Below are 26,096 nucleotides of genomic sequence, written 5' to 3'. Positions count from 1 at the left end.
TGCCCGTGGCCCTGCCCGGCAGCGATCAAGATCGTTCGCTGGTGACCTCGGCCATGGACTTGTCACCCAGGCCCATCGGCAGCGGGAAGCGCACATGCTCTTCCACACCCGGCAGCTTGCGCACGGTGGTCGCGCCCAGCTGGCGCAGGCGATCGATCACGGCCTGCACCAGCACATCCGGCGCCGACGCACCGGCCGTCAGGCCCACCTGGCTGCGGCCGTCCAGCCATTCGGCCTGGAGGTCTTCCGCGGCGTCCACCATGTAGGCGGGGGTGCCCAGCCGCTCGGCCAGTTCACGCAGCCGGTTGCTGTTGGAGCTGGTGGGGCTGCCCACCACGATCATCACGTCCACCTTCGGCGCCAGCACCTTGACGGCGTCCTGGCGGTTCTGGGTGGCGTAGCAGATGTCCTGCTTCTTGGGCTCTCGCACCTGCGGGAAATGGCGCTTGACCGCTGCCAGGATGTCCGCGGCATCGTCCACGCTGAGCGTCGTCTGGGTGACGACGGCCAGCTTCGACGGGTCTTTCACCCGCACATGGGGCACGTCCGCCGCTTCTTCCACCAGGTAGATGCCGTCGCTGAGCTGCCCCATGGTGCCTTCCACCTCGGGGTGGCCCTTGTGGCCGATCATGATGAACTCATACCCCTCGCGGTTGAGCTTGGCCACTTCCACATGCACCTTGGTGACCAGCGGGCAGGTGGCATCAAAGACCTGGAAACCCCGCTGCGCCGCTTCCTGGCGCACGGCCTGGCTCACGCCGTGGGCCGAGAACACCAGCGTGGCGCCGGGCGGCACGTCCGCCAGGTCCTCGATGAAGATGGCGCCCTTGGCCTTGAGGTCGTTCACCACGTAAGTGTTGTGCACGATCTCGTGGCGGACGTAGATGGGCGCGCCGAATTTCTTCAGCGCCCGCTCGACGATCTCGATGGCCCGGTCCACGCCCGCGCAGAAACCGCGCGGTTCCGCCAGGATGATGTCCTTGTTCAACTGCATGTCCGCTCCGCTCACAACACACCAATCAGTTGCACTTCAAAGCTCACCGGCTGGCCCGCCAGCGGATGGTTGAAGTCGAACAGCAGCCAGTCCGGCCCCACCTCACGCACCACGCCCGCATACTGGCCCTGGCCGTCCGGGGTCGGAAACTGCACCACATCCCCCACCTGATAGACCTCGGTCGGGTCGCCCAGCTCGCGCATCAGGCTCAGCTTCACCCGCTGCATCATCTCCGGATTGCGCTCACCGAAGGCTTCGCCCGGCCCCAGTTCCAGCACGGTGCGGCTGCCCTCCGCCAGCCCGATCAGCCGGGCCTCGATCGCGGGCGCGAGCTCGCCGGTCCCCAGCGACAGCGTGGCGGGCTTGTCGTTGAAGGTGTTGATCACGTCCTGGCCATCCGGGCCGGTGAGCCGGTAATGCAGGGTCAGGAACGATCCAGGTTGGACGAGGTTCACAAGTCAGGGGTATTTTGGAAATCGAAGCTGGATTTTAGGCTTGAGCGCTGCCCAACTCCCGAGAGCGCTTCAGATGACCTTCCTGAACCTGCCCATCGACGCCCGCCCGCGAGAAAAACTGCTGGCCCGCGGCCCTGACGCCCTGTGCGACAGCGAACTGCTGGCGGTGCTCCTGCGAACCGGCCTGCCCGGCCAACCGGTGCTGGCCCTGGCCCGCGAACTCCTGGACCGCTTCAACGGCCTGGCCGGCCTGCTGCGGGCCTCGCCCGAGGACCTGGCCGAGGTCCGCGGTGTGGGCCCCTCCAAGCAGGCCATGCTCGCGGCCGTCATGGAGCTGGCCCGGCGCGGCCTGCGTGAAGGCCTGTCCGACCAGCCGGTGTTCGAATCCGTGGACGCGGTGCGCACCTACCTGCGTTTGCAACTCGATGCCCTGCCCTACGAATGCTTTGCCGTGATGTTTCTGGATGTCCGCCACCGTCTCATCCGCATGGACAACATGTTCCGGGGTACCCTATCCCATACCATTGCGTACCCCCGCGAGGTGGTGAAGCGCGCGCTGGCCCTGGAGGCCGCCGCGGTCATCCTGGCGCACAACCATCCCTCCGGCCATGCCCAGCCGTCCGACGCTGACATCCGGCTCACCCAGGCCATGAAACAGGCCCTGGCACTGGTGGACGTGTCGGTGCTGGACCATTTTGTGGTCGGCGCGGGGAACGTTGTTTCCATGGCCGAATTGGGTTTGATGTGAACGATCGCCTGCGCAGCCTGCAAGACCTGCAGACGCTGCACCGAGAACTCCGGATCCGCCAGCGGGCGGAAGAAGAGCGTCGCGAACGCGAGGCGGCGCAGGCGCGCCTGCTCGAGCAGGAGGCCCGCATCTTCGAGCTGACGGTCGGCCCGGTGGTGAAGATGCCGCAGGCCAATCGCGTGCTGCTGAGCGGCGACCGCCCGGCGCCCGAGCCGGTGCAGCGCATGCTGGATGAACAGCAGGCCTGGAAGCAGGCCCTGTCGGACGACTTCGACGTGGACTCCCTGCTGGAGACGGACGACACCCTCTCCTTCCGCCGTCCGGAAATCACCCAGGAGTCGGTCCGCAAGCTGCGCCGCGGTCACTGGGCCCTGCAGGGGCAGATTGATCTGCATGGACTGCGCCGCGACCAGGCCCGCGAAGCGCTGGGCCAGTTCATCCACGACAGCGCCCGGCGCGGCCTGCGCTGCGTCCGGGTGGTCCACGGCAAGGGCAATGGCTCCCCCGGTCGGGAACCGGTGCTAAAGGCCCGGGTGCGTCGCTGGCTGGTGCAGAAGGAAGAGGTGCTGGCCTTTGTCCAGGCCCGTGCCAGCGACGGCGGCAGCGGCGCACTGATGGTGCTGCTCAACGCCACCTGAGTCGCCTGCCCTCGCCGCCGCTGCGGCCTTCCCCGGCTCCACGGCGTCCCCTCTCTCCGCCCTGCCCCGCAGCCCGTGGCCGACACCCCGCGGGTTTGCACCCGTTGTTTTGATGCGTGGCGCGCTGAAAAGCCGTTGACGGTCCCGCGAACAGCCCCTAGTCTGGCCTCACGCCGGCGTTGTTGACATCTATTCTCAACTACGTATCCATCGATTCGATGGGGAGGGATTCGCATGCCTTCAGTAACCGTTCGCCCATGGGGCGCGCCCGGTCACACCCGCACGGCGGGTTTGATCCTGGTGGCCGTCGTGCACGTGGCCATGGTGGCCGCCCTGGTGGAGGGCTTTCGGCGCCACGCGGCGCCGAAGCCGCCGCCGCTGACGCAGGTCCAAATAGACATCGCCCGCACGCCACCGCCGCCGGTCACGCCGGTGGAGACGCCGCCGATGCCGCAGATCATGGAACCGACGCCCCGCTTCGTGGACGTGCCCGACATACCGGTGACCCCTCCGCCGGTGGCGCCGTTGATCTCAACCGAGACCGTCACGCCGACGGTCCCCGGCAACATCAGCCCCAGCACCGAGGGAGGCGCTGCCCTGAGTACCGGCAACACGGGCGGCACCGCGGGCACCTCGGGTCTGGCAACCCGGGACCCGGTGGCCCCTGGCCTGGTCTGCACGTCGATGGGAGCCCCCGTCATGCCAGCGGTGCAGTGGAGCGGCGAAGCCGCCTTCCGGGCCGTGGCCGAGGTGCAGGGCGGGCGTGTGGTGGCGGTGGACATCCGGGCGCTGCAGGGCGGCATGGATGCCCGCACCCTTCGGGCCTTCACCGCGTCCATTGAGACGGCGCTGCGGCAGACCTATGTCTGCCCGGGCAACCACCGCTTCCAGCAGGACTTCGGCTTCCGAGTAGATTGATCGCTGAAAGATCGCTGATCCGCGCTCCCGCGCGGGTCGGCGATCTCAATGCAAGGTCATGCTGACTTGCGGGTGGAAGCTGGAGGTAAAGACGTGCAGCAACTGCTCCGGCCGGAAGGCGCCGACCGCGTCAGCCCCCTGCCAGTGGGTGTCGATGGCATGTTCCAGCCCCTTGAGCACGCAGAAGGACATGAAGGCCCCTTCTGCTTCCTCGCTCTCCATGTCCACCAGTTGCAGCCGCAGGCAGGCGGAGCGCAGGAACTCCAGCATCAGGCGCGGGTTGGACGTGTTCGGGCATTGCCCTGCACAGATCTCGATGTCCTGTCGCGCATCGTCGGACAGCCAGAGCTGGCCGTCTTCGATACGGACATGGAGCAGGTCGGGATTGGCATCGATGCCGACCACATCGTCTTCATACGGTGTGAACATCATGGGCTCAACGGTAGACCATGGCGCCGCGCCCGTGTTCATCGAGCCCCCGACGGGAAGGCCAGTGCTGTTAGAAATGCACGCGTCAGAAGACCTTGCGGACGGGCGGCGCCTGGTTGACCATCCAGTCGGCGGTGTTGCCGAAGGCCGCCGTCAGGCGCTCCCGCAAGGTGGCGTCCAGGCCGCATTCGGTCATGGCCTGCGTCATGCAGGCCATCCACTGGTCGCGCTCGACATGACCGACCCGAAACGGCATGTGCCGCGCGCGCAGCCGGGGGTGGCCGAAGCGCTCCACGAAATAGTCCGGCCCGCCCAGCCAGCCGCAGAGGAACCAGAACAGCTTGTCCCGGGAGCCTTCCAGCGTGGTGGGATGCACCGAGCGCAGCTCGGCAAAGCCCGGTTCCAGGTCCATCAGGTCATAGAAACGGTCCACGAGGCGACGGACCGCCTCCTCGCCGCCGACCCACTCGAACGGAGTGGCCGGGGCTGCCTGTCCGCCTTCGCTCATGGCTGCGCGGCCCGCTGCTCCAGCAGCTTGGTGGCCAGGGCGCGGATGGCCTGCGCTGCGTCAGAGCCGGGATAGTGCTCCAGCAGCAGCTGCCGCTTGAGCACCGCCTGACGCACCATCTGGTCGTTTTTCACTTCCGACAGCAGTTCCAGCTTGAAGGTCTGGCCCGGCGTGGGCCCGACAAAGCGCTGCAGCACCTGCTGCAACTGGCCGCAGATCAGCTTACCCTCGCCCGGACGGTTGGCCTGGTTGATCACCAGACCCACATGGCGGCGGTTCTGCTGGGTGGCCAGCACCTTGATGGTGGCGTAGGCATCGGTCAGCGAAGTGGGCTCGGGCGTGGCCACCACCAGCACGTCGTTGGCCATGGAGACGGCAAACAGCACGACGTCCGAGATGCCGGCGCCGGTGTCCAGCACCACCCAGTCAAAACGAGGCTTGACCGTTTCCAGGATGTGCAGCAGCTTGTCCCGCACATCGGGGGTCAGGCGGGAATACTCCACCATGCCAGAGCCGGCCAGCAGCACATGGAAGCCGCCAGGGGCCGGCAAGATCGCCTGTTCCAGGGTGCAGCGCTCGGTGAAGACGTCGTGCAGGGTCAGCTTGGGGTGCAGGTTCAGCACCACGTCCAGATTGGCCAGGCCCAGGTCCGCGTCCAGCACCAGCACGCGTTCGCCGCGCGCCGCCAGGGCCGCCGCCAGGTTGGCAGAGACGAAGGTCTTGCCCACGCCGCCCTTGCCGCTGGTCACGGCCAAGGTGCGGGCGCCTCCTCGGGCAGGTCTTGCAGCAGGAGCTGTTGTCATGCTCATTCACTATCCTGTTGCGTTACGGCGAACAACATGCCTTTTTCTTCGGCGGTGACCAGGGAGTCGATATGGCTCTCCAGGCAGGCGCGGTTGCGGCCCTCGGCCTTGGCACGGTAGAGCTGGCGGTCGGCCCGCTCTGTCCACAGCAACGCGGAAGACCTCACCCATTGCGGCGCAAAAGCCCCCCCGATGCTGATGGTGGTGGTCAGCGGCGCGCCTTGGCCAACCTCCACCGTCAAACTTTCCACCCGCTCGCGGATCCGCTCCGCCACGGTCACCCCATAGGTGGTGGGGCAACTGGGCAGGATGATGGCGAATTCCTCGCCGCCGATCCGCGCCACGGTATCCATCGGACGCACCATCTGGCCGATGGAACGCGCCACCGCCCGGATGACCTGGTCGCCCGCCGCATGGCCGTGGTTGTCGTTGATCGCCTTGAAGTGATCAATGTCCAGCACCAGCAGCAGGGCCGGCTCACCGGAGCGGGCGACCCGGTCCAGTTCCCGGTCCAGGGCCATCTCGAAGCTGCGTCGGTTGACCAGCCCGGTCAATGCGTCCTTGCTGGAGAGGTCACACAAAGCATCCACGATGCCTTGCAACCACACCTGCGTGTAGGGCTCGGCATCCGGAAGCATGGCACCGGCCTGCTGCAGCAACTGCAGGGCAAGTTCCAGGCGCAAGGCATGCGCTGGGATGAGACGGGGCGGTTGATCCAAGGCGATCCGGCGGCGCGAGGGGTGATTCCGAAGCAGTCTAGCAGTGCCATCCCCCCACATGGGGTCAAAAAAAGAGGCTGGAGTCCCACCTCTTTCACACATCTTTTTACGCTCTAGCGCTCAAACTAGCGATTGCCGACAATGGCGTTCACCATAACGGGGTTTGTTGGAAGGTTTGATCGACCCCTTGGTGCTACGGCATCCCTAACATCAAAGAAGTTCTGCCCTATGCGCCCTGGACCCACGGCTGCGGCCTCCCCCGTTGAGGCGATCGACCATGAATTCAGTTTCAGCCGGGCGGACTTCGACCGCGTCCGGCAACTGATCTACCAGCATGCCGGCATCAGCCTGCACGACGGCAAACATGCCATGGTCTATAGCCGGCTGTCCCGGCGCCTTCGAGACACCGGCCACCGCTCCTTCGCCAGTTATCTGGAATGGCTGGAGAGCATCAGCGGCCCGCAAGGGGAGCAGGAATGGCAGGAATTCGTCAATTGCCTGACGACCAACCTGACCTCCTTCTTCCGGGAAGAGCATCATTTCCACTCGTTGACGGATGACCTCAAGACGCTGACCGGGAAACCTATCCGCATCTGGTGCTGCGCCGCCTCTACCGGCGAAGAGCCTTATTCCATCGCCATGACCTGCCAGGAATCCCTGGGCAGCAGTTCCGGCGTGCAGATCATTTCGAGCGACATCGACACCAATGTGCTGAACACGGCGCGTCGCGGGGTGTATTCCGCCGAGTCCCGGGGCTTATCTCCTCAGCGCTTGCGGCAATTTTTCCTGCGCGGCACGGGTGCCAACGAGGGTCGCATCCGCGTGAAGCCCGAATTGGCGCGCATGATCGAGTTCCGGACGCTGAACCTGATGAATGCGCAGTGGTCTCTGGGAGATCCCTTCCACATCGTGTTCTGCCGCAACGTCATGATTTATTTCGATGCCCCGACGCAGCGCAAGGTGCTGGAGCGCATCCATCGGGTCATGCGTCCGGGGGGGCTGCTGTTTGTGGGCCATTCCGAAAACTTCACCGAGTCGCGCGACCTGTTCCGGCTGCGCGGCAAGACGATTTACGAGCGCGTCGGCTGACCGGCCGCCTCGCTGCTGCGCACAAGATCCCGATGTACAACCCCTTTGGATTGTTGACCTCATGAGCATGCCCAACGCCTCTCAAGCCCTGCTCAACAGCACGGCGCTGGCCAGTGCCGGTGCGGCACGGGTGGCCCAGCTCAAGACGCAATCGCGCAAGCAGGGAGAAGCCTCGTTCTTCTTCTACGACGCGCATTTCAAGAATGCCGCCGTGAAAGTGCTGCCCGGCGAGTACTTCGTGGACAACGAGGACCTGCTGGTGATGACCACGCTGGGGTCCTGCATCGCAGCATGCCTGTGGGACCGCCATGCGCAGATCGGCGGCATGAACCACTTCATGCTGCCCGAAGGCCACGGCGACTCCGGCCGCTACGGCTCCTTCGCGATGGAACTGCTCATCAACGAGATGATGAAGCGCGGCGCCAGCAAGGGCCGGATGGAAGCCAAGATCTTCGGCGGCGGCGCAGTCATCGCCGGCATGAACACCATCAACGTGGGCGAGCGCAACACCAACTTCGTGCTGGACTACCTGAAGACCGAACGGATTCCGGTGGTGTCCAAGGACGTGATGGATGTCTACCCCCGCAAAGTCTGCTTCCTGCCGCGCAGCGGCAAGGCCATGGTGAAGCGGCTGGCGGCCACCAACGCGGATGCACTGGTGCAGCAGGACAAGGTCGCCGCCCAGAAAGCACAACCTGTGGCCAGCTCGGGCGGGTCGATCGACCTGTTCTGACCCGGCTGCCGTATCGAGGAGTAAAAAGAGATGGCCAAGACCACAGTCGTCGTGGTGGACGATTCCGCCCTGGTGCGCAGCATCCTGACCGAGATCATCAACCGGCAGCCGGACATGCAATGCATCGGCGCCGCCAGCGACCCGCTGGCCGCCCGGGAGATGATCCGCAACCTGAATCCCGACGTGATCACGCTGGACGTGGAAATGCCCAAGATGGACGGGCTGGATTTCCTGCAGCGCTTGATGCGGCTGCGGCCGATGCCGGTGGTGATGGTCTCCACGCTGACCGAACGCGGCGCGGAGGTCACGCTCAAGGCGCTGGAGCTGGGCGCGGTGGACTTCGTGGCCAAGCCCAAGATCGGCGTGGCCGACGGCATCCGTGCGCTGGCGCAGGACATCACCGACAAGATCCGCATTGCGGCCAAGGCGCAGATCCGCCGCCTGCCGCCGGCACCGACCGCCGGCGCCGTGGGCGCGACCGCGGCCCACAGCACGGCCGCGGCCCGGCCTGCGGCGCCGATCGCCAGCCTGGGTCGGTTGTCCACGGAAAAAATCATCTTCATCGGCGCCTCCACCGGCGGCACCGAAGCGACCAAGGACGTGCTGATCAACCTGCCGGCCGACTGCCCGGCCGTCTGCATCACGCAGCACATGCCGCCGGGTTTCACCCGCAGCTATGCCGCGCGACTGGACGGGCTGTGCAAGATCCGGGTCAAGGAAGCGCAGGACGGTGAACGGATCCTGCCCGGTCACGGCTACATCGCCCCCGGGGGCATGCATTTCAGCGTGGAGCGCTCCGGCGCCAACTACATCGCCCGCGTGCAGGACGGGGAGCCGGTGAACCGGCACAAGCCTTCGGTGGAAGTGCTGTTCCAGTCCGCCGCCCGGGTGGTGGGCCAGAACGCGCTGGGCATCATGCTCACCGGCATGGGGGCCGATGGCGCCAAGGCGATGAAGGTCATGAAGGACGCCGGCGCCTACAACTTCGTGCAGGACGAGGCCACCTGCGTGGTCTTCGGCATGCCGCGCGAAGCGATCAACGCTGGAGCGGCCGACGAAGTCCTGCCGCTGCAGCAGATCGCCACCCGGCTGATCGAGCGGCTGCGCAGCACCGCGGGCATGTCGCTCAACCGCGTTTAAATTCGGGGGGATGAACATCCCCTCTTCCCGAAGACCTCAGGTCTGCGTACTCGGCAGCGCAGAGCCGGGCTCCCAAGCCTATGAATTGGCCGGCCTGGCCGGTGATCTGCTGGCGCGACTCGGCGTGACGCTGGTCAGCGGCTGCGGAAGCCCCGCGACGCGAGTGGCGGCAGAGCGAGCCGTGGCGGCGGGTGGCCTGGTGCTCAGCATCGTGCCCGCCGGGGAGATGCCGCCGCCGGATTGGCCCGCCACCGTGGTGGTGCCCTGCGGCATGGGCGATGCACGCAACCTTCTCATGGCCTTGTCTGGCGACGCCTGCCTGGTCATCGGTGGGCGAGCCGGCACCATCTCCGAAGTCTGCCTGGCCTGGCTTCACAAGCGTCCGCTGCTGCCTCTGGTGGGCTGCGGCGGTTGGTCGGAATCGCTGCCGGACCACCCGCCCGATGAGCGGCAGAACTCCCCCATCCTGCCCTGGTCCTCGGTGGAGGAGCTCGAAGGGCAGTTGCGCCAGTTGGGCCTCATCCGCTGATCCCTCGCGCCGTCCTTTGTGCCGTGCGGTGCGGGGATGGAGGCCTGAGCCAGCACCGTGGTCGCGGTGGTGGCCTTGGCGGCTCGTGCGACGCCTGACTGCGCAGCCTGCTCCTGCCGATTGCGGGCCTGCATCTGGAGGTCGGCATTCTGGTCGGTGAAGCCGAATGCGGCGCTCGCCAGCAAGAGCGAAGCGAGCACACTGGCCAGCGCCAGCAGCAGCTGACTCGGGACCCACGGGAGGTCCACGTCCGAAAACTGATTCAGATCGGGCTCATTCATCGTGGCCTCCTGGCGGTGGCATTCAAGGCGGGGGTGGTGGCGGGACGTCATGGGGTTATGCTAGGTAGCCAAACCAACCAATCCAAACGCTTTATCCTGGCCTGACTGGTAAGCCCCTCTAACCAATCAGCGGAACTTGGCCCGCTGACCCGCCCGATGCGCCCGCCCCGCCTGCCCCTCCAATACCTGGCCGCCTTCCGCGCCGCCGCGCTTGCGCAGAACCTGCGCGCCGCAGCGGAGCAACTGAGCCTCACCCACAGTGCCATCAGCCAGCAGATCCGCGCGCTGGAGCTCCAATTGGGCTTCCCCGTCTTCGACCGGCAAGGCCGCCGCGTCGTGCTCAACGCAGCCGGTCGCGCGCTGCTGCAAGCGGTCGAGCGGGCCTACCAGGAACTGGACGCCGGACTGCGCTCCGCCACCGCCGCCCATGGCCTGGAGCAGCGCAGCCTTCGCATCACCGCCCTGCCCTCCTTCTGCCAGCGCTGGCTGATGCCGCGACTCAACCGCTTCCATGCCCGTCACCCCGAGGTGGCGCTTGAGATCGACGCCAGCCAGCGGCTGATGGACCTGGAGCGCGACGGTTATGACGTGGCCTTGCGGCAGGGCAAGGGTTCATGGCCGGGACTGGTCAGCGAGCCGCTGTTCGATTCCACGCTGCTGCCGGTCGCGTCCCCGGCGCTCGCCCATCAATTGATCGGGCTGCCACTGGAAGCGCTGGCCGAGCAGCCGCTGCTGGGCGATGCCGATCAATGGTCCGACTGGTTTGCGCTGTGCGGCGTCAAGCGACAGGTCACGCCGGTGGCCACCTTCAACGACGCAGGCCTGCTGCTGATGGCCACCGAGCAAGGCATGGGCATCGGCCTGACCCGCGAGCTGCTGGCGGCCGATGCGCTGCTGGAGGGGCGCCTGGTGCGGGTGGCCCCGCGTCAGCCGGTGCTGCATGAGCCGCAGCACTATCACGTGGTCTATCCACCCGGCATGAAGGGCAACCCCGCGCTGACCGCCTTTGTGGATTGGCTGCACGCCGAGACGGCGCAGTCGCGGGCGGCGCTGGATGCCGCGCTGGAGGGTCTGAGCGGGATTAGCGCCTCATGAGCGCCTCATGAGCGCCACACCAGCGTCAGCGTCGAACGCGACAATTCTGCAGCGTCCGACGCCAGGCTCAAACGTCCGGCTCAAGAAGTCCAGCTCAAGACGCCAGGAACAGCGCCTGCAGGTCACTCAGGAAATCAAACCCTAGCGGGGTCGGACGGATCACGGCGGGGTCCGGATCCAGCAGGCCCTTGGCCCGCCCTTGCGCCATTGCCTGCGCAATGCTGGAAGGCGGCAGACCGGTGCGCTCCAGGAAGCTCTGCATCGACACCCCGTCCTTCAGACGCAGGGCATTGAGCATGAACTCGAAGGGCAGCTCCGATCGCGCCACTTCGTTTTCGTTCGAGACCGCCTGCCCTTCCAGCGCCTTGGCCATGTAGGTGGCCGGATCGCGCCAGCGGACCTGCCGCAGCAGCCGATGCGCAAAGGACAGCTTGCCATGCGCGCCGGCGCCGATGCCGAGGTAGTCGCCGAACTGCCAGTAGTTCAGGTTGTGCTGGCAGCGATGCCCGTCGCGCGCATAGGCCGACACCTCATACCGTGACAAGCCCTGGATGGCGGTGCGGTCGGTGATCAGGTCCAGCATGTCGCTGGCCAGGTCCGGATCCGGCAGATGCTCCGGCGGCTGGTTGGCAAAGCGGGTGTTGGGCTCGATGGTCAGGTGGTAGACCGACAGATGCGGCGGGCGGTAGGCCAGTGCCTGATCCAGGTCCTGGGCCAGGGCGTCCAGCGTCTGGCCGGGCAGCGCATACATCAGGTCGATGTTGAAGGTGCCAAACGACCGGGCCGCTTCCTCGATGGCCGCATGGGCCTGCTCGCTGCTGTGGACACGTCCCAGCGCTGCCAACTGCGCGTCGTCGAAGCTCTGCACACCGATCGACAGCCGCGTCACACCCGCCTGCGCAAACCCTGCAAAGCGCTCGCGCTCGAAGGTGCCGGGGTTGGCTTCCATCGTGATCTCGCAGCCGGGCTCCAGCGGCAGCCGGGCCCGCAGGTCGGAGATCAGCTCCGCGATCTGCGACGGCTTGAACAGGCTGGGCGTGCCGCCGCCGATGAACACGGAGATCACCGGCCGCCCCCACACCAGCGGCAGCGAGGCTTCCAGGTCGGCGCGCAGGGCGGCGAGGTAGCGGGCGGCGGTGTCGTCGTCCAGTTCCTTGCCGGCGCGGAACTCGTGCGAATTGAAGTCGCAGTACGGGCACTTGCGCAGGCACCAGGGCAGGTGCACATACAGCGACAGCGGCGGCAGCGCCGACAGGCTCAGCGTGCCGGGGCGCATCATGCGGATGATGTCAGCCAAGGTGCCAGGCCTCGCGCATCTGCCGCAGCAGGTCTTCGGACGCCAGGGCCCGATGGCTCAGGCGGTTCTTCTGCTCGGCACTCAGCTCGGCCACGCTCTGGCCCAGCGACGGAATGAACATCAGCGGGTCGTAGCCGAAACCGGCTTCACCGCGCGCCGACTGGAGGATCTCGCCATTCCAGCGACCCATGGCGATCAGCGGCTCGGGGTCGGTGGCCGAGCGCACGGCGACCAAGGCGCAGACAAACCGCGCACGGCGGTCGGCCTGGCCGGTGAGCTTGTCCAGCAACACGCGGTTGTTCTCCGCGTCGCTCTTCTCGAAGCCGAACAGCGTGGCATAGCGGGCGGACAGCACGCCGGGCGCCCCGCCCAGCGCCTCCACCGCCAGGCCCGAATCGTCGGCCAGCGCCGGCAGGCCGCTTTCGCGAGCGGCATGGCGGGCCTTGGTCAGGGCGTTCTCCACGAAGGTGTCGAACGGCTCCTCGGCTTCAGGAATGCCCAGGCTGCCCTGGGTGACGAGTGCCAGACCGAGCGGCTGGAACAGCGCCTGCAGTTCCTTGAGCTTCTTGGCATTGTTGGAGGCCAGGACCAACTTCATCGCTTGCTCCTCCGCAGACGTTCAAAGACCCAGGGCCTGTCGCTGAGCAACCAGCAAGTCGCGGATGCCCTTCTCGGCCAGGTTCAGCAGCACGTCCACTTCCGCGCGGGTGAAGGCCACGCCTTCGGCGGTGCCCTGCAGTTCCACGAAGTGACCGGCGCCGGTCATCACCACATTCATGTCGGTGTCGCAGGTGGAGTCTTCCACGTATTCCAGATCCAGCAGCGCCTGGCCGTCCTTGATGCCGACGGAGATGGCGGCCACCGCGTCCAGCAGCGGCGACTGCGTGATCTTGCCCTGCGACAGCAGCCAGCTCACTGCATCATGCGCCGCCACATAGGCGCCGGTGATGGCTGCGGTGCGGGTGCCCCCGTCGGCCTGCAGCACGTCGCAGTCCAGCTGGATGGTGCGCTCGCCCAGCTTCTTCAAGTCGAAGACCGAGCGCAGCGCGCGGCCGATCAGACGCTGGATTTCCTGCGTGCGGCCGGTCTGCTTGCCACGGGCGGCTTCGCGGTCGCTGCGGGTGTGGGTGGCACGCGGCAGCATGCCGTATTCGGCGGTGACCCAGCCCTCGCCCGAGCCCTTCTTGTGCGGCGGCACCTTCTCTTCGACGGAGGCGGTGCACAGCACCTTGGTGTCGCCGAACTCGATCAGCACCGCGCCTTCAGCGTGGCGGGTGTAGTGGCGGGTGATGCGAACCGGGCGCAGGGCGTCGGCCGCGCGCCCTTGCGGGCGGCTGGCAATGGCGGTCATGGAATGTTCCTTCAGCGGGGTTTCTTGCCAGCGCGACGGATGGCGTCCTGGATCTCGCGCACGGCGCTGTCGATCTCGGCTTCGTCGAGCTGTTCCTGCCCGGCGCCCTGGATGGTGGAGGCAAAGCCCTGGTCGTCCAGGTCCTGCGTGGAAATGGAGTCGGGCGCATCGCCCTCGCCTTCCCATTCCACCGCCAGCGCGGTGACGTTGTCACTGCGGGCGCCGGCCTGGCGCAGCGCCTGTTCCACCAGCTCGGGCACCGCATCGGCAACGGTGCGGGCTTCGCTGAGCAGGCGCAGGATGTCGGCGTCGCTGACCGAGCTCCACAGACCGTCGGAGCACAGCAGCATGCGGTCGCCGTTTTGCAGCAGCACGGGGCCGTTCACATCGATCATCGGCTTGCCCGGACTGCCCAGGCAGGTAAAGAGGACGTGACGGTTGAATCGCTCGGCACCGGTCGCATGGCGGCCGAGGGCTTCCTGCAGCTCGCTGTAGGAATGGTCCCGGGTGCGGGCAATGAGTTCGGTATCCCGGGCCAGGTACATGCGGGAGTCGCCGCAGTGGGCCCACCAGATCTGACCCTGCTGCATCACCGCCACCACGACGGTGGTGCGCGGCGTGTCGCTCATGCCGCGCTCGGCGGCATAGGCCAGCAGTTGCTGGTGAGCCAGCAGCACGGCAGTTTCCAGGAACTGGGTGGGATGCGGCAGCACGGGCTGCGCATCGCGTTGATACAGCGCGGCGACGTTCTGCAGCGCCATGTGCGCCGCGACTTCGCCGTCCGGGTGGCCGCCCATGCCGTCGGCCAGGGCAAAGAGACCGGACTCGCGGGTATAGCAATACCCCATGCGGTCCTCATTCTTTTCCCGGCCGCCACGGCGGCTGACCTGATAGACGGAAAACCTCACGCCTTGGCTCCGGTCTTGAGGTTCTCGAGCTGCAGCTTCAGGCGTTCACTGAAACTGAGCTTGGTGTAGCGGCGCTCGGTCTCCCGCGACAGCTCCTTCTGCAGCGCAAACACGCTCTGCGGACGGGTCAGCGGGTCCAGCGACATGCACCATTCGGTCACTTCCAGCAGGTTGTCCGAATACACATTGCGCAGGCGCGACAGGCTCAGGCCCAGGCGGTCCTTTTCCAGGCGCTGCGGCGCATCGTTGGGCGGATAGCCCTGCATGCAGGCGTAGATACAGGCGCCGATCGCGTAGATGTCGGTCCAGGGGCCCAGCGATCCGTCGCGGCGGTACATCTCCGGCGCGGCAAAGCCCGGGGTGTACATCGGGCGAATGAAGTTGCCTTCCTTGGACAGCACTTCCCGCGCCGCGCCGAAGTCCAGCAGCACCGCCTTGTTGTCGTTGGTGATGAAGATGTTGGCCGGCTTAATGTCCAGGTGCAGCATCTTGTGCTGGTGCACGATGCGCAGCCCTTTCAGGATCTCGTCGAACAAGGACCGGATGGTGGACTCCCGGAAGACCTTGTCTCGCTTCAGATCCCGTGCGGTCACGATGAAGTCCTGCAGCGTGTCGCCCTGCAGGTAGTTCATGACCATATAGACGGTCTCGTTCTCTCGCAGGAAATTCAGCACCGAGACAACGCTGGGGTGCGAAATTTGCGCGAGTGAGCGGCCTTCTTCAAAAAAGCTGCGCAGCCCCAGTCTATAGAGGGGCTGTTTTTCCGGTTTGACGCGGGGCGTCAGTTCTCCGGGTGATCGTTCGGCCAGTGATGACGGGAGGTATTCTTTCAGGGCCACCAAATGATGGTCGGGGTCTTCGGCGAGGTACACCACGCCGAAACCACCCGCAGCCAGTTTTTTGATGATCTGATAGCCACCCACCACCGTGCCTGCGGGCAGGGGCGCCGGTTTCGGCTTTGACATAATCGCGGTTCGATTTCTCTACCGATAGCTGATGCCAGTTTACAGCATGACCGGTTATGCCAGCGCCACGGCACAACCGACGACCTCCGGCGAAACCCCTAGTGCTCCCGTCGCCGCAGGCGTCACCGTGGAGGCCCGGTCGGTGAACGGGCGATTCCTGGATTTGAGCTTTCGCATGCCCGACGAGCTGCGCGCATTGGAGCCCGCCTTGCGGGAACTGGTGACCAGCCAGGTCAAGCGCGGCAAGATGGAATTGCGCATCGCGATGCAGCGCGAATCCGAGAGCACGGTGCCCAATCCGCAACCCGATCAACTCAACCGGCTGGCGCGTCTGGAAGAGCAGATCAAGGCCTGGCTGCCGAAGGCGCAAGGCCTGTCGGTTCAGGAGGCTTTGCAGTGGTGCAAGGGCGGCAGCGGCGGGCCCGCTCCTGCCGATGAACAGGTGCTGGAAGCCGCGCGGCAGTGTCTCAAGGGCTTCCTCGAAGCGCGTGAGCGCGAGGGTGCCAAACTGGTGACGATGCTCAAGCAGCGCGTGGCCACTTTGCGGCAGTTGGCCGACCAGGCCGAGCCGCTGATTCCGGCCGCCGTGCAGCGTCAGCAGGAGCGTTTCCTGGAGCGCTGGAAAGAGGCCCTTTCAGCGGCTGGCGCGACCACGTCAGTGTCCGAGCAATCACTGCAGGAACGTGCGGTGAATGAGGCCGCGGCCTATGCCCTTCGCATTGACGTTGCCGAGGAATTGACCCGCCTTCGCTCCCACCTGGATGAGGTGGAACGCCTGCTGAAAAAGGGGGGCGACATCGGAAAACGGCTGGACTTCCTGATGCAGGAGTTACACCGTGAAGCCAATACTTTGGGTTCCAAGGCGGTGGCAATCGAGCTGACCAATATCTCGGTCGAGATGAAAGTCGCGATTGAGCAGCTTCGCGAGCAGGTGCAGAACATCGAATGACCGGGCCCTGCGGGGCCTGGCGCTAAAATTGCCCGATGGAATACCCCGGTAATTTGTTCGTTGTGGCCGCCCCCAGCGGGGCTGGCAAGTCCAGTCTGGTCAAGGCGCTGCTGGAGCTGGATGCCAAGCTGACCGTCTCCGTCTCGCACACCTCCCGGGCGCCGCGCGGCCAGGAGCAGCACGGGCGGGAGTACCTGTTCGTCGGCCCGGAGGAATTCCGCGCGATGGTCGCCCGAGGCGAATTCTTCGAATGGGCCGAGGTGCACGGAAATCTCTACGGCACCTCGCGCAATGCCATCGAGCAGCGCATCTCTCACGGCGAAGACGTGGTCCTGGAGATCGACTACCAGGGCGCTCTGCAGATCAAGAAGCTGTTCCCCCACGCGGTGCTCATCTTCATCCTGCCGCCCAGCTGGGATGAGCTGCGCCAGCGCCTGATCCGCCGCGGCGACACCGAACCGGAGGTGATCGCCAAGCGCATGGAAAACGCCCGCAACGAGGTGGCCCAGGCCCGGCACTTCGATTTCGTGGTCATCAATGCCGTGTTCGAGACGGCCTTGTTCGACTTGAAAGCCATCGTGCAGGCACAACGGCTAAAATACCTGACTCAGCAACGGAACCGCTCCGCCGTGTTCCGGGCGCTCGATCTCATCGAGTGAGTTCAAAGCCCGCCCCTCGCTGGCTTTCAACCCACTCCCTTCACCCTCCTCCAGGACATCAGCATGGCCCGCATCACCGTTGAAGACTGCCTGACCAAGATCCCCAACCGCTTCCAGCTGGTGCTCGCCGCGACCTATCGCGCTCGCATGCTCAGCCAGGGCCACGCCCCGAAGCTGGAATCGAAGAACAAGCCGGGCGTGACCGCCCTGCGTGAAGTCGCCAACGGCGACGTCGGCGTGGAAATGCTGCGCCGCGTGCCGGTCTGAGCGCACAACGCCCCTTGCGAAAGGCGCCCCCTGGGCGCCTTTTGTTCTTTTGAGGCCTCAGCAGTAGCCCCTGCACAGGAAAGCCTGCATGCCATGGGTTAAATTTGGCATATGGGTCTCCGCTCCTTCGCTACCGCACACATTCCTGGCCTGACCGGGCTCGCTGGCCCGAAGGCAGCGCCTGCCCCTGCGTCCGAGGCGTCGTCCTTCGACACCCTGGTGACCCGGCTTCACTACCTGCCGAAGTCCGACATCAAGCGCATCCGCGAGGCCTACAAGTTCGCCGACGAGGCCCACCTGGGTCAATTCCGCGCCAGCGGTGAACCCTACATCACCCATCCCATCGCCGTGGCGGGGCTGTGCGCCGACTGGCGGCTGGATGCGCAGGCCATCATGGCCGCGCTGATGCATGACGCCATGGAAGACTGCGGCGTCACCAAGACGGAACTCATCGAGCGCTTCGAGGCCCCCACCGCCGAACTGGTGGACGGCCTGACCAAGCTGGACAAACTGCAGTTCTCCACCCGGGAAGAATCGCAGGCCGAGAGTTTTCGCAAGATGCTGCTGGCCATGGCGCGGGACGTGCGCGTCATCCTCATCAAGCTGGCGGACCGGCTGCACAACATGCGGACCATGCAGCACATGGCGTTCGACAAGCGCCGCCGCATCGCCCGTGAAACCCTCGACATCTACGCGCCGATCGCGCACCGCCTGGGCCTGAACGAGATCTACCGGGAACTGCAGGAACTCTCCTTCCAGTACATCCACCCCTGGCGCCACGCCGCGCTGGCCAAGGCCGTGACCAAGGCCCGCGGCCATCGGCGTGACCTGGTCACCCGCATCGAGCGCGACGTGCAGAAAGCCTTCGCCGAAGCCAATTTGCGGGTGGAGATTCAAGGGCGTGAGAAAACGCTGTTCAGCATCTACAAAAAGATGAGCGAAAAACACCTGAGCTTTGCCCAGGTCAGCGACATCTTTGGCTTTCGCGTCATCGTGCAGGACCTGCCCCAGTGCTACTGGTCGCTTGGCGTGCTCCACCAGCTCTACAAGCCGCAGCCGGGCCGCTTCAAGGACTACATCGCCATCCCCAAGCCCAACGGCTACCAGTCGCTGCACACCACCCTGGTCAGCCCGCTGGGCACCCCGGTGGAATTCCAGATGCGCACCGAGGCCATGCACATGGTGGCCGAAAAGGGCGTGGCCGCCCACTGGCTCTACAAGAGCAAGGGCGACTCCAAGGCGGCGCAGCAACTGGGCTCGCGCTGGCTGCAGTCGCTGCTGGACATCCAGGACGAAACCCGCGACGCGACCGAGTTCCTGGAGCACGTCAAGATCGACCTGTTCCCCGACGCGGTCTACGTCTTCACGCCCAAATCCAAGATCATGGCGCTGCCCAAGGGCGCAACGCCGGTGGACTTCGCTTATGCGATCCACTCCGACGTCGGCGACCACTGCGTGGCGGCCAAGGTCAATGGCGAAGCGGTGCCGCTGCGCACCGAGCTGCGCAGTGGCGACGTCATCGAGATCGTGACCGCTGCCGGCGCGCGTCCCAATCCGGCCTGGCTGAGCTTCGTGCGCACCGGCCGAGCCCGCTCCAAGATCCGCCACTTCCTGAAGAATCTGGAGCAGGAGGAATCCCGCGAGCTGGGCCACAAGATGCTGGCGCAGGCCCTGCGCGCCGAGGGCCTGGCCCTGCCCAGCCTAAACGAGGAAGAGACCGAAGCCGCCGCCCTGTGGCAGGACCTGGCCCGCTGGGCCGGCAATCGGCATGTGGACGAGCTGCTGGTGGAAATCGGCCTGGGCCGCAAGATTGCGAGCATCGTGGCCAAGAAGCTGGCACGCACCCTGTCCGAGCAGGGACAGCGGCCCGACGCCGTGCTGCTGACCATGGGCCGCTTTGCCACCGACGATGCGCCGTCCCAGGGCCAGGTGCTGATCGACGGCAGCGAAGGCGCCTCCGTCCGGCTGGCCACCTGCTGCCGCCCCATTCCGGGGGACGACATCAAGGGGTATCTGGGTCGCGGCGAAGGCCTGGTCATCCACACCGGTGAATGCGCGGTGGGCCGCCGCCTGTTCCAGCGGGACAGCGAGCACTGGATCGCCGTGGGCTGGGCGGAAGAATTGAGCCGGAGCTTCGAGGCGGAAGTCGGCGTGCTGATGCGCAATGGCAAGGGCGTGCTGGCGCAGATCGCCACCGCCGTCAGCAGCGCGGAAGCGGACATCACCCACATCGCCATGAGCGACGATGCCGCTCAGCGCGAGACGGCCGAGATGACGCTGCTGCTGGCCGTGCGCGACCGTCTGCACCTGGCCGACACGCTGCGCACGCTCAAGCGCTCCAATGCGGTGATGCGGGTCTGGCGCGTCAAGCCTTGACGGGAGCCGGGTAGGAGACCTCGATCACTTCGATGGTCTCCACGCCCACCGGCGTCACCAGTTGCAGCTCATCGCCCTCACGGGCCTTGAGCAGCGTCCGCGCAATCGGCGACACCCAGCTGACCTCGCCGGCCAGGCTGTCCGATTCATCGATGCCCTTGATGGTGATGGTGCGCTCGACGCCCTTGCCGTCGGCATAGGTGACGGTGGCGCCAAAGAAGACCTGGTCGCTGCCGTAGTGTGCGCTGGGGTCCACCACCTCGGCGATGTCCAGGCGCTTGGTCAGGAAACGAAGGCGGCGGTCGATTTCGCGCAGCCGCTTCTTTCCGTAGAGATAGTCGCCGTTCTCGGACCGGTCGCCGTTCTTGGCCGCCCAGGACACGGTCTCGACGATCTTGGGCCGCTCCACATCCAGCAGCTGCATGAATTCGCTGCGCAGCCGGGCGTAACCGGCCGGCGTCATGTAGTTGCGCGAGCCCTTGGGGATGGCCGGGAGCGACGGGCTGTCGTCGTCATCCGGATCCGCTGCGTCACTTTCCTTGGTGAATGCCTTGCTCATGCCTGCATTGTGGCGCCATCGAGGGCTGAGCGCGCAGCGGACCGGCCGATCCAGGCGGCTTAGCGGAAGCGGCCGGGGTCGCTCAGGTTCAGGATCGCGTCATTGAAGTCGCCGTCGCCGTTGCCGCGCTGGTCTTCAAAACCGAGGGTGTAGCCATTGGCGGTGCGATTCACCCGGCCGTGATCCAGCCCATCGACATTTCGGGTGGTACCGGCGCGGAAGGTGTTGCCCTCAGGCGTCTGAATGCGGAACTGGACTTCAGAGCCCGGCGACGCATGAATGATGGATTTGTCGCCCGCATCTTTGGAGTGGGCCAGATGCTGCCAGGGGCCGCCGTTGACGCGGTATTGCATGTTGTCGTTGAAGGCCGCGTCCGATTGGCCCACCTTGACCTGCAGGCTGCCGCTGGACCCCATGGTGTAGCTGCCTCGCTCGGCATTCCAGCGACCTTCACGCGGTGCGCCGCCACCATGGCCGCAATGGGCGCCAAAACCCCCGCCGTGGCCCCAACCGGCTCGGCTGCCGCAGCCGCCCCAGCCACCCCAACCGTGACTCAGGCCATGGCTGGCATGCTGCATCCAGCCGTGGGCCAATCCACCACCGAAGCCGTGAGGGGGTCGAAAAAAGGAAGGACTCGCGGCGCGACCCCACCCCTGAGTCGGGCTGAAGAAGCTCGACGCCCAAGGGTTGAAATGCATATTGAAGTTGTTCATGAATGGACGATGACTTGAATTGATTGGAATGCATGCATCGTCTTGGAGTTGGACGTCTGGGACGTTCACAACAGATGCACGCGACAACTCAAGTGCGGCTTATCCACAAACCGGTTCAACTGACTTCGGGGGGCGTCCCTTGCGCTCACAACCTGCGCGCGCAAAAGAAAGAGAAAAAGAAAAAGAAAAAGGCCAGTGCTGTGAAGCACTGGCCTTCTGATTTGGTGCGGCTGGCAGGATTCGAACCCACGACCCCTTGGTTCGTAGCCAAGTACTCTATCCAACTGAGCTACAGCCGCACGACTTTTGAATGTCAGACGCTACCGTCGTGGAAGCAACGTCTGCAGTTTATGGTGAATCGATCTAAGTTTGAATCAAAGCTTCAAGCCTGATCGATGTCACTGTTTTTCTGGTGCGGCTGGCAGGATTCGAACCCACGACCCCTTGGTTCGTAGCCAAGTACTCTATCCAACTGAGCTACAGCCGCTGAAAGACTGCGACTATAGCATGCATTTTTGGGCCTCAGCAAGAACTGGCTGCGCGATTGCGAGTACCGCTCGGTAATCGCCCACCTACACGGTCCCCGCGCTCAGTCCCGCATTGAGTCCCGCGCTCAGTCCCCGAGCCGCGCAGCCGCTTCAAAGCAACGTGCACGGCGCTCCGCGTCCCCATCGTTGTCGGCCATCTCGGCCAGACGCAGCCAACTGCGGCGACGCCCAGCCACCGACAGCTCCCGGTCCTCCCCCGCCTGCTCCAGCATCAGCCGGGCCTTGCCCCACAACTGACGCTCGGCCAGTGCATGACCCAATGCATACGCCATGGTCATGTCGCGCGGGAACCGTTGCACGGCAAACTCCAGCCGCTGCAGCCACTCCGGCCCCAGGCCTGGCATGCAGGGCACCAGTGCCTCGGCCAGCGCGCGCCGCTCATCGTCGCCCTGGTCGCCGATCGCGTCCCAGAACGGACGCAGCCAGCCCCGGCCGTCCTCCGGCGCGCCCAGCGCAGCCGCTTTCTGCGCGGCGCGGGCCGCCACGAAGACATCACGCCGGTCGGCCGCATCCAGTTGCTGCCAACTGGCGCGCAACTGATCCACGTCCCGCGCTTCCTCCAGCGCCTCACAGGCCAGCGAGCGCAGCAGGCCTTGTGCTGCCGATTTGGAGAAGCCCTGATGCTTGGCCAGCAGCCGCGCCGTACGCAGCGCCTCCAGCGGCTCATGCGCCAGTCGGCTGCCTTGCAGCTTCAGGCGCAGCGCCTGGGTGCGACGGGCCACGCCCGGGCCCAGTTCCGCCAGCAGCGACAGCGCACGCTGCGCATCCCGGTCGTCCAGCGCCCATTCCGCGGCCAGCAGCCGCGCGCCCTCTTCCTGGGGACGTGCGCCGGAGCTGCCCTGCGCGGTCTGCAGCGCCAGCCGCAGATGCTCATCCCGGCCGCGCCGGTCCTGCAGGCGATGCGCACATTGCGCCGCCACCAGATGGGCCAGCGCCATGAAGGCACCGTCCTGCGCCAGGTCCGGCGTCATCGCCTGGATGTTCAAGGCCCGCTCGGCGGCCTTCTGCGCCCGGCTGTAGCGGGCACCGAAGAATTCCGCCAGGGCTTCGCGCAGGGCGATCTGGGCACTGCGCTCGCGCTGCGCCATGCGCCACAGCCGGGCGCGCTTGGGCAGCGTCAGCAGCGCATCCAGCGACTGCATCAGCGTCATCAGCGCAAAGCAGCCGCCAAACAGCAGCAGCAGGAACAGATTCAGCGACAGGTCCATGCGCCAGCCGCGCCAGTAGAAACTGGCCAGACCGTCGTTGTTCCCCAGCGTCAGCGCCGCCACCACGGCAGCGACAAACAGCAGCACCAGCCAGATCACCATCCGCATGGCGCTGTCCTCAGCGGGCGACCGCGCTCAGCGCGGCCAGCGTGTCATCGGGACGCGGCACCTGCACCTGGCGGGCCTGGCCTTGCACCTGGCGAAGCAACTCGGTGGTGATGGCCAGCTTGCGCGAACGGTCGTCAAAGTAGCGCTCCAGCATGCCCTGCGCTTCGCGCAGGTCGTTCTGGGCGGTGTCGAACTGGCGGCTCAGCAGCGCCAGACGGGCATTGAGCAGGCGCAGCTTGAGGTTCTCGCGCAGGAAGAACATCTGCTCGGGCGCCATCAGGGCCGCTTCCGGATGGTCGATGCGGGTCACGCGCAGCAGGCCGCGGGCTTCACGCCAGACGTCGCTGGAGAGCTGGTCCCACTTGTCCCCGGCGCCGTGCCAGACGCGTTCCCACCAACCCGCATTCGGGTCCAGCGGCGCGCTGGGCGCAGGCGCCGCTGCTGCGGCGGGACGCGCCCCCCGGCCGGCGGTGGCCGGCGCACGCGGAGTATCCAGGCCCGGCTGGCTCACGGCCAGCAGCGGCAGGTCGTCGACCTGACGGGCCACTTCGTCGAGTTTGATGGTGAGGGTGGACACGTCCACCACGCTCACCGCCTTGATCCGATCCAGGTCCCGCACCACCGCGCGGCGCACCCCTTCGAGTCGCGGCTGGTGATAGCGGGCCAGCCGGTCGTCGGCCTGCCGCAGCGCCGACACCAGCGGCTCTGCACTGCCGGTGATGGCCGACTGCTGCATGGCCACCCGCAGCGAGGCTTCGATGTCGCCCACCACGTTCTCGTCCCGCGACCGGGTCATGGACTGGATCAGCGTTTCCAGCTGCTCGCGCTGCAGGGCGACTTCCGCCAGCTTGGCGTCGAGCAGGGCCACCTTGGCGGCGGTGTCCCGGGCCAGTTCCTGCGCCTGGCGGGACTGGTCACGGGCGATGTTGGCATCGCTCTGGCTGCTGTCCTGGCGCCGCACCAGTTCCTGCTCCGCCTGTTTCAGGCGTTGCTGGCTCTGCCAGGCCAGGCCCAGCGCCAGCAGGGCGATCAGGCCGACAACGGCCACCACGGCCTGCGACAGCGTGGCGCCGCCGGTCCGCGGCGACGGGGTGGGGGTGGAAGGCGCCGAAACGTCGGCCGCTGGGGTGTTGGTCTCGCTCACGTCGGGGATTCTAGGGGGGACCCTGCCAACCGTCGGAAAGCCTCGGCCACTGCGGCGGCGTCAGGTCGCACCAAAACCACATGTACGAGGCCCAGCGCACGTGCGCGGGCAGCGATTCGTTCATGGGTGGCGACGGCGCGGACGATGCGCCAGTCCACCGAGATCGCGGTGCCCGCCGACCCGCCCGTATCGGCGTCCGTCCCGCACTCCGGTGACGTGGGGGCGCCTGAAGGGCCAGAAGGTTCTCCGACCATGTCCGCCAGGTAGCCGACTGCTTCCGAGCTGCTGAACAGCCACACATGGTCCTGCGGCAGACGCAAGGCCGTGGCCAGACGCTCGCGCCCGGCCGAATCCAGCACCGGGCATTGCCGCCGGTAGACGCTGACCGCCTCGACCTGCGCCCCGGCCTCCCGCAACCGGTCTCCCAGCCATTCCCGGCCGCCATCGCCCCGCACCATCAGGGCGGCGCGCCCCGTCCAGTCGTGACCCGCCACCCGCTGGATTTCCGGCCACAGATGCTCGGAATCCAGGCTGTCCGCCCCGGGCGGCGGCTGCACGATCAGCCCCGCCGGCACACCCGCCGCCTCCAGCGCCTGGGCGCTGCCGGGCCCCACCGTGGCGGCCAGCACGCCGTCCGGCCAGGCCATGGCATCGGGTCGATGATCAAAGAAGTGACGCACCGCATTCGGGCTGACAAACATCACCAGCGCCTGCCGGTGCAGATCGGCCCAGGCCTGACGCGCCGGCCCAGCCTCCTCGTTCGGCACGATGTCGATCAGCGGGAAGGCCAGCGTGGGCACGCCCAGCGCCGCCAGTCGTTCGGACCAGTCCCGGGCCTGCGCCAGCGGACGGGTCAGCAGCAGCCGCGGTCCGTCCGCCATGGGCTCAGACGTCCCCGAGATAACCGGCGGCGCCACGGTCGCGCAGGGCCTGGGCGGCCTGCTGGCCGAGGGCCTCGGCACTGGCCAGGTCCGTCACGGTGGACGCGGCCGCCGCGCGCAGCAGGGGGCGGTCGGTCTCGACGGGATGGCCCAGCGCGGTGGTGAGCTTGAGCACCCCCGCCTCTTGCCAGACCGCATGGGCGGCCAGCGGCATCGAGCAACTGCCGCCGAGGGCGCGGGAGACGGCCCGCTCCGCCACCACGGCCAGGTGCGTGGGGGCATCGGTCATGGCCTGCAGATGCGGACGCAGCGCCTGATGCGTCGCACGGATCTCGATGCCCAGGGCACCTTGCCCCGCGCAGGGAATCATCTCATCGACGCTGAACCACTGGCGGATGCGATGGTCCATGCCCAGCCGCTTCAGGCCCGCGGCGGCCAGCAGAATCGCGTCGTACTGTCCTTCGTCCAGCTTGCGCAGCCGTGTGTCCAGGTTGCCCCGCACCGGCTCCACCCGCAGGTCGGGGCGCAGGTTGCGGATCTGGGTGACCCGGCGCAGGCTGGACGTGCCCACGCAGGCGCCCTGCGGCAGCTCGGCCAGCGACGCGTAGCGCGGCGACACCAGCGCATCCCGCGGGTCCTCACGCTCGAGCACGGCGGCCAGCACGAAACCCTCGGGCAGCTCCATCGGTACATCCTTGAGCGAATGCACCGCCAGCTGCGCCCGGCCGTCCTCCAGCGCGTTCTCCAGCTCCTTGACGAACAGCCCCTTGCCGCCCACCTTGGACAAGGTGCGGTCCAGGATCTGGTCCCCTCGCGTGGTCATGCCCAGCAGGGACACCTGCAGGCCGCGCGACTGCAGCAGCGCCTGCACATGCTCCGCCTGCCACAGCGCCAGGCGGCTTTCGCGCGTGGCGATCACGAATGCTTCTGTTTGCGTCATGGGGCCGCATCGTAGCGGAGCGCGGCCTCGCAGCCATCAGGCCTCCCACCCAGACGAAGTGTTGGTTGAGCGATATCGAGGTTTGTGGGGGCCGTGCGCGTCAGTCGCCCGGGTGGAAACTGATACAGTCAAATGCAGGTAACT

At 66.4% G+C, this 26,096-nt stretch carries 29 protein-coding genes and 2 tRNA genes; 12 read left to right on the top strand and 19 right to left on the bottom strand.

Translation table 11 applies throughout. The annotated features are described in order from the left end of the window. Positions 1-25: 25 nt before the first annotated feature. Positions 26-994, bottom strand: a complete 969-nt coding sequence (gene ispH, locus DES44_RS03750; protein ID WP_058936151.1) for a 4-hydroxy-3-methylbut-2-enyl diphosphate reductase — start codon at positions 992-994, stop codon at positions 26-28. A gap of 11 nt (positions 995-1,005) precedes the next feature. Beyond that, positions 1,006-1,449, bottom strand: a complete 444-nt coding sequence (locus tag DES44_RS03745) for an FKBP-type peptidyl-prolyl cis-trans isomerase (RefSeq protein WP_058936152.1) — start codon at positions 1,447-1,449, stop codon at positions 1,006-1,008. A 73-nt stretch (positions 1,450-1,522) separates the two neighbouring features. On the opposite strand from DES44_RS03745, the gene radC reads away from it, so the two are divergent. From radC to DES44_RS03730, 3 genes are all read left to right on the top strand, one after another. Next, positions 1,523-2,197 carry a RadC family protein gene (radC, locus tag DES44_RS03740; protein ID WP_058936153.1) on the top strand — a complete coding sequence of 225 codons (675 nt, stop codon included), beginning with the start codon at positions 1,523-1,525 and terminating at the stop codon, positions 2,195-2,197. After that, a complete protein-coding gene (locus DES44_RS03735; protein WP_232309820.1) occupies positions 2,194-2,835 on the top strand; it encodes a Smr/MutS family protein in 642 nt (213 codons plus the stop codon). The genes radC and DES44_RS03735 overlap by 4 nt, the downstream gene beginning before the upstream one ends. A 234-nt stretch (positions 2,836-3,069) precedes the next feature. Further along, positions 3,070-3,753 carry a hypothetical protein gene (locus DES44_RS03730; RefSeq protein WP_147306934.1) on the top strand — a complete coding sequence of 228 codons (684 nt, stop codon included), beginning with the start codon at positions 3,070-3,072 and terminating at the stop codon, positions 3,751-3,753. A gap of 45 nt (positions 3,754-3,798) precedes the next feature. Here the strand turns inward: DES44_RS03730 and DES44_RS03725 are convergent, their stop codons facing one another. The 4 genes from DES44_RS03725 to DES44_RS03710 form a co-directional block, all read right to left on the bottom strand. After that, on the bottom strand, positions 3,799-4,182 hold the full coding sequence (locus tag DES44_RS03725) for a hypothetical protein (protein ID WP_157592977.1): 384 nt from the start codon (positions 4,180-4,182) through the stop codon (positions 3,799-3,801). 85 nt (positions 4,183-4,267) lie between these two features. Beyond that, positions 4,268-4,690 (bottom strand): group II truncated hemoglobin, encoded by a 423-nt coding sequence (locus tag DES44_RS03720; protein ID WP_058936157.1) that lies wholly within the window; start codon positions 4,688-4,690, stop codon positions 4,268-4,270. Further along, entirely contained in the window at positions 4,687-5,499 is an 813-nt protein-coding gene (locus DES44_RS03715) for a MinD/ParA family protein (RefSeq protein WP_058936158.1), read from the bottom strand. The genes DES44_RS03720 and DES44_RS03715 overlap by 4 nt, the downstream gene beginning before the upstream one ends. Then, positions 5,496-6,176: a GGDEF domain-containing protein gene (locus tag DES44_RS03710; protein WP_375137501.1), complete on the bottom strand. Its 681-nt coding sequence runs from the start codon at positions 6,174-6,176 to the stop codon at positions 5,496-5,498. The genes DES44_RS03715 and DES44_RS03710 overlap by 4 nt, the downstream gene beginning before the upstream one ends. Positions 6,177-6,440: 264 nt before the next feature. Here DES44_RS03710 and DES44_RS03705 point away from each other — a divergent pair, with 264 nt between their 5' ends. The 5 genes from DES44_RS03705 to DES44_RS03685 all read left to right on the top strand — a co-directional run bounded on the left by DES44_RS03705 (position 6,441) and on the right by DES44_RS03685 (position 11,079). After that, complete coding sequence (locus DES44_RS03705; protein ID WP_058936160.1) at positions 6,441-7,301, top strand: CheR family methyltransferase; 861 nt, start codon at positions 6,441-6,443, stop codon at positions 7,299-7,301. 61 nt (positions 7,302-7,362) lie between these two features. Beyond that, entirely contained in the window at positions 7,363-8,034 is a 672-nt protein-coding gene (gene cheD, locus DES44_RS03700; RefSeq protein ID WP_058936161.1) for a chemoreceptor glutamine deamidase CheD, read from the top strand. A gap of 30 nt (positions 8,035-8,064) precedes the next feature. After that, positions 8,065-9,174: a protein-glutamate methylesterase/protein-glutamine glutaminase gene (locus DES44_RS03695; RefSeq protein WP_058936162.1), complete on the top strand. Its 1,110-nt coding sequence runs from the start codon at positions 8,065-8,067 to the stop codon at positions 9,172-9,174. A 10-nt stretch (positions 9,175-9,184) separates the two neighbouring features. Beyond that, complete coding sequence (locus tag DES44_RS03690; protein ID WP_058936163.1) at positions 9,185-9,703, top strand: SLOG cluster 4 domain-containing protein; 519 nt, start codon at positions 9,185-9,187, stop codon at positions 9,701-9,703. Between the two features lie 437 nt (positions 9,704-10,140). Continuing rightward, positions 10,141-11,079, top strand: a complete 939-nt coding sequence (locus DES44_RS03685) for a LysR substrate-binding domain-containing protein (RefSeq protein ID WP_058936164.1) — start codon at positions 10,141-10,143, stop codon at positions 11,077-11,079. Between the two features lie 94 nt (positions 11,080-11,173). Here the strand turns inward: DES44_RS03685 and hemW are convergent, their stop codons facing one another. Genes hemW through DES44_RS03660 form a run of 5 tightly spaced genes read right to left on the bottom strand, consistent with a single transcriptional unit; the run spans position 11,174 to position 15,600 of the window. After that, on the bottom strand, positions 11,174-12,430 hold the full coding sequence (gene hemW / locus DES44_RS03680) for a radical SAM family heme chaperone HemW (RefSeq protein WP_375137508.1): 1,257 nt from the start codon (positions 12,428-12,430) through the stop codon (positions 11,174-11,176). Next, positions 12,369-12,974, bottom strand: coding sequence for an RdgB/HAM1 family non-canonical purine NTP pyrophosphatase (gene rdgB, locus DES44_RS03675; protein WP_058936165.1), 606 nt, complete (start codon positions 12,972-12,974; stop codon positions 12,369-12,371). The genes hemW and rdgB overlap by 62 nt, the downstream gene beginning before the upstream one ends. 21 nt (positions 12,975-12,995) lie before the next feature. After that, positions 12,996-13,727 carry a ribonuclease PH gene (gene rph / locus DES44_RS03670; RefSeq protein WP_058936166.1) on the bottom strand — a complete coding sequence of 244 codons (732 nt, stop codon included), beginning with the start codon at positions 13,725-13,727 and terminating at the stop codon, positions 12,996-12,998. A gap of 11 nt (positions 13,728-13,738) precedes the next feature. Beyond that, positions 13,739-14,635, bottom strand: a complete 897-nt coding sequence (locus DES44_RS03665) for a PP2C family protein-serine/threonine phosphatase (protein ID WP_058936167.1) — start codon at positions 14,633-14,635, stop codon at positions 13,739-13,741. After that, entirely contained in the window at positions 14,632-15,600 is a 969-nt protein-coding gene (locus DES44_RS03660) for a serine/threonine protein kinase (RefSeq protein ID WP_058936168.1), read from the bottom strand. The genes DES44_RS03665 and DES44_RS03660 overlap by 4 nt, the downstream gene beginning before the upstream one ends. 31 nt (positions 15,601-15,631) lie before the next feature. Between DES44_RS03660 and DES44_RS03655 the strand changes: the two genes are divergently transcribed. The 4 genes from DES44_RS03655 to DES44_RS03640 all read left to right on the top strand — a co-directional run bounded on the left by DES44_RS03655 (position 15,632) and on the right by DES44_RS03640 (position 19,851). Further along, a complete protein-coding gene (locus DES44_RS03655; protein ID WP_058936169.1) occupies positions 15,632-16,549 on the top strand; it encodes a YicC/YloC family endoribonuclease in 918 nt (305 codons plus the stop codon). Between the two features lie 35 nt (positions 16,550-16,584). After that, complete coding sequence (gene gmk, locus DES44_RS03650) at positions 16,585-17,208, top strand: guanylate kinase (RefSeq protein WP_058936170.1); 624 nt, start codon at positions 16,585-16,587, stop codon at positions 17,206-17,208. Between the two features lie 63 nt (positions 17,209-17,271). After that, a complete protein-coding gene (gene rpoZ, locus DES44_RS03645) occupies positions 17,272-17,475 on the top strand; it encodes a DNA-directed RNA polymerase subunit omega (RefSeq protein ID WP_058936171.1) in 204 nt (67 codons plus the stop codon). Positions 17,476-17,586: 111 nt separating this feature from the next. Beyond that, the gene (locus DES44_RS03640; RefSeq protein WP_058936172.1) at positions 17,587-19,851 is read left to right on the top strand and encodes a RelA/SpoT family protein; all 2,265 of its coding nucleotides are present in this window, start codon (positions 17,587-17,589) and stop codon (positions 19,849-19,851) included. On the opposite strand, the gene greB is transcribed toward DES44_RS03640, so the two are convergent. From greB to hemC, 8 genes are all read right to left on the bottom strand, one after another. Continuing rightward, positions 19,841-20,410, bottom strand: a complete 570-nt coding sequence (gene greB, locus DES44_RS03635; RefSeq protein WP_058936173.1) for a transcription elongation factor GreB — start codon at positions 20,408-20,410, stop codon at positions 19,841-19,843. The genes DES44_RS03640 and greB overlap by 11 nt on opposite strands. Before the next feature lie 59 nt (positions 20,411-20,469). Next, positions 20,470-20,988: a DUF4114 domain-containing protein gene (locus DES44_RS03630; RefSeq protein WP_058936174.1), complete on the bottom strand. Its 519-nt coding sequence runs from the start codon at positions 20,986-20,988 to the stop codon at positions 20,470-20,472. Between the two features lie 357 nt (positions 20,989-21,345). Beyond that, positions 21,346-21,422: transfer RNA gene (locus DES44_RS03625), tRNA-Arg, on the bottom strand. Between the two features lie 111 nt (positions 21,423-21,533). Further along, positions 21,534-21,610: transfer RNA gene (locus DES44_RS03620), tRNA-Arg, on the bottom strand. A 126-nt stretch (positions 21,611-21,736) separates the two neighbouring features. Further along, positions 21,737-22,987, bottom strand: a complete 1,251-nt coding sequence (locus tag DES44_RS03615; protein WP_058936175.1) for a heme biosynthesis HemY N-terminal domain-containing protein — start codon at positions 22,985-22,987, stop codon at positions 21,737-21,739. A 10-nt stretch (positions 22,988-22,997) separates the two neighbouring features. Then, positions 22,998-24,131 carry a uroporphyrinogen-III C-methyltransferase gene (locus DES44_RS03610; protein WP_058936176.1) on the bottom strand — a complete coding sequence of 378 codons (1,134 nt, stop codon included), beginning with the start codon at positions 24,129-24,131 and terminating at the stop codon, positions 22,998-23,000. Next, complete coding sequence (locus DES44_RS03605; RefSeq protein ID WP_058936177.1) at positions 24,128-25,012, bottom strand: uroporphyrinogen-III synthase; 885 nt, start codon at positions 25,010-25,012, stop codon at positions 24,128-24,130. The genes DES44_RS03610 and DES44_RS03605 overlap by 4 nt, the downstream gene beginning before the upstream one ends. 4 nt (positions 25,013-25,016) lie before the next feature. Next, the gene (gene hemC, locus DES44_RS03600) at positions 25,017-25,952 is read right to left on the bottom strand and encodes a hydroxymethylbilane synthase (RefSeq protein WP_058936178.1); all 936 of its coding nucleotides are present in this window, start codon (positions 25,950-25,952) and stop codon (positions 25,017-25,019) included. Positions 25,953-26,096: the final 144 nt, after the last annotated feature.

The sequence above is a fragment of the Roseateles depolymerans genome (assembly GCF_003387155.1).
Taxonomy (GTDB): domain Bacteria; phylum Pseudomonadota; class Gammaproteobacteria; order Burkholderiales; family Burkholderiaceae_C; genus Roseateles; species Roseateles depolymerans.
The sequence above is the reverse complement of the archived record's forward strand: the minus strand, read 5'-3'. Positions and strand labels throughout refer to the sequence as shown.

Excerpts from the sequence above, each read along its gene's own strand:
- DES44_RS03630 (WP_058936174.1), bottom strand. The coding sequence starts at position 20,988 with ATGCAGCATGCCAGCCATGGCCTGAGTCACGGTTGGGGTGGCTGGGGC.
- DES44_RS03720 (WP_058936157.1), bottom strand. The coding sequence starts at position 4,690 with ATGAGCGAAGGCGGACAGGCAGCCCCGGCCACTCCGTTCGAGTGGGTC.
- DES44_RS03640 (WP_058936172.1), top strand. The coding sequence starts at position 17,587 with ATGGGTCTCCGCTCCTTCGCTACCGCACACATTCCTGGCCTGACCGGG.
- greB (WP_058936173.1), bottom strand. The coding sequence starts at position 20,410 with ATGAGCAAGGCATTCACCAAGGAAAGTGACGCAGCGGATCCGGATGAC.
- DES44_RS03690 (WP_058936163.1), top strand. The coding sequence starts at position 9,185 with ATGAACATCCCCTCTTCCCGAAGACCTCAGGTCTGCGTACTCGGCAGC.
- DES44_RS03725 (WP_157592977.1), bottom strand. The coding sequence starts at position 4,182 with ATGTTCACACCGTATGAAGACGATGTGGTCGGCATCGATGCCAATCCC.
- DES44_RS03715 (WP_058936158.1), bottom strand. The coding sequence starts at position 5,499 with ATGAGCATGACAACAGCTCCTGCTGCAAGACCTGCCCGAGGAGGCGCC.
- DES44_RS03605 (WP_058936177.1), bottom strand. The coding sequence starts at position 25,012 with ATGGCGGACGGACCGCGGCTGCTGCTGACCCGTCCGCTGGCGCAGGCC.
- DES44_RS03685 (WP_058936164.1), top strand. The coding sequence starts at position 10,141 with ATGCGCCCGCCCCGCCTGCCCCTCCAATACCTGGCCGCCTTCCGCGCC.
- hemC (WP_058936178.1), bottom strand. The coding sequence starts at position 25,952 with ATGACGCAAACAGAAGCATTCGTGATCGCCACGCGCGAAAGCCGCCTG.
- rdgB (WP_058936165.1), bottom strand. The coding sequence starts at position 12,974 with ATGAAGTTGGTCCTGGCCTCCAACAATGCCAAGAAGCTCAAGGAACTG.
- DES44_RS03695 (WP_058936162.1), top strand. The coding sequence starts at position 8,065 with ATGGCCAAGACCACAGTCGTCGTGGTGGACGATTCCGCCCTGGTGCGC.
- DES44_RS03705 (WP_058936160.1), top strand. The coding sequence starts at position 6,441 with ATGCGCCCTGGACCCACGGCTGCGGCCTCCCCCGTTGAGGCGATCGAC.
- gmk (WP_058936170.1), top strand. The coding sequence starts at position 16,585 with ATGGAATACCCCGGTAATTTGTTCGTTGTGGCCGCCCCCAGCGGGGCT.
- DES44_RS03730 (WP_147306934.1), top strand. The coding sequence starts at position 3,070 with ATGCCTTCAGTAACCGTTCGCCCATGGGGCGCGCCCGGTCACACCCGC.
- radC (WP_058936153.1), top strand. The coding sequence starts at position 1,523 with ATGACCTTCCTGAACCTGCCCATCGACGCCCGCCCGCGAGAAAAACTG.
- rph (WP_058936166.1), bottom strand. The coding sequence starts at position 13,727 with ATGACCGCCATTGCCAGCCGCCCGCAAGGGCGCGCGGCCGACGCCCTG.
- cheD (WP_058936161.1), top strand. The coding sequence starts at position 7,363 with ATGAGCATGCCCAACGCCTCTCAAGCCCTGCTCAACAGCACGGCGCTG.
- DES44_RS03655 (WP_058936169.1), top strand. The coding sequence starts at position 15,632 with ATGCCAGTTTACAGCATGACCGGTTATGCCAGCGCCACGGCACAACCG.
- rpoZ (WP_058936171.1), top strand. The coding sequence starts at position 17,272 with ATGGCCCGCATCACCGTTGAAGACTGCCTGACCAAGATCCCCAACCGC.
- ispH (WP_058936151.1), bottom strand. The coding sequence starts at position 994 with ATGCAGTTGAACAAGGACATCATCCTGGCGGAACCGCGCGGTTTCTGC.
- DES44_RS03660 (WP_058936168.1), bottom strand. The coding sequence starts at position 15,600 with ATGTCAAAGCCGAAACCGGCGCCCCTGCCCGCAGGCACGGTGGTGGGT.
- DES44_RS03615 (WP_058936175.1), bottom strand. The coding sequence starts at position 22,987 with ATGCGGATGGTGATCTGGCTGGTGCTGCTGTTTGTCGCTGCCGTGGTG.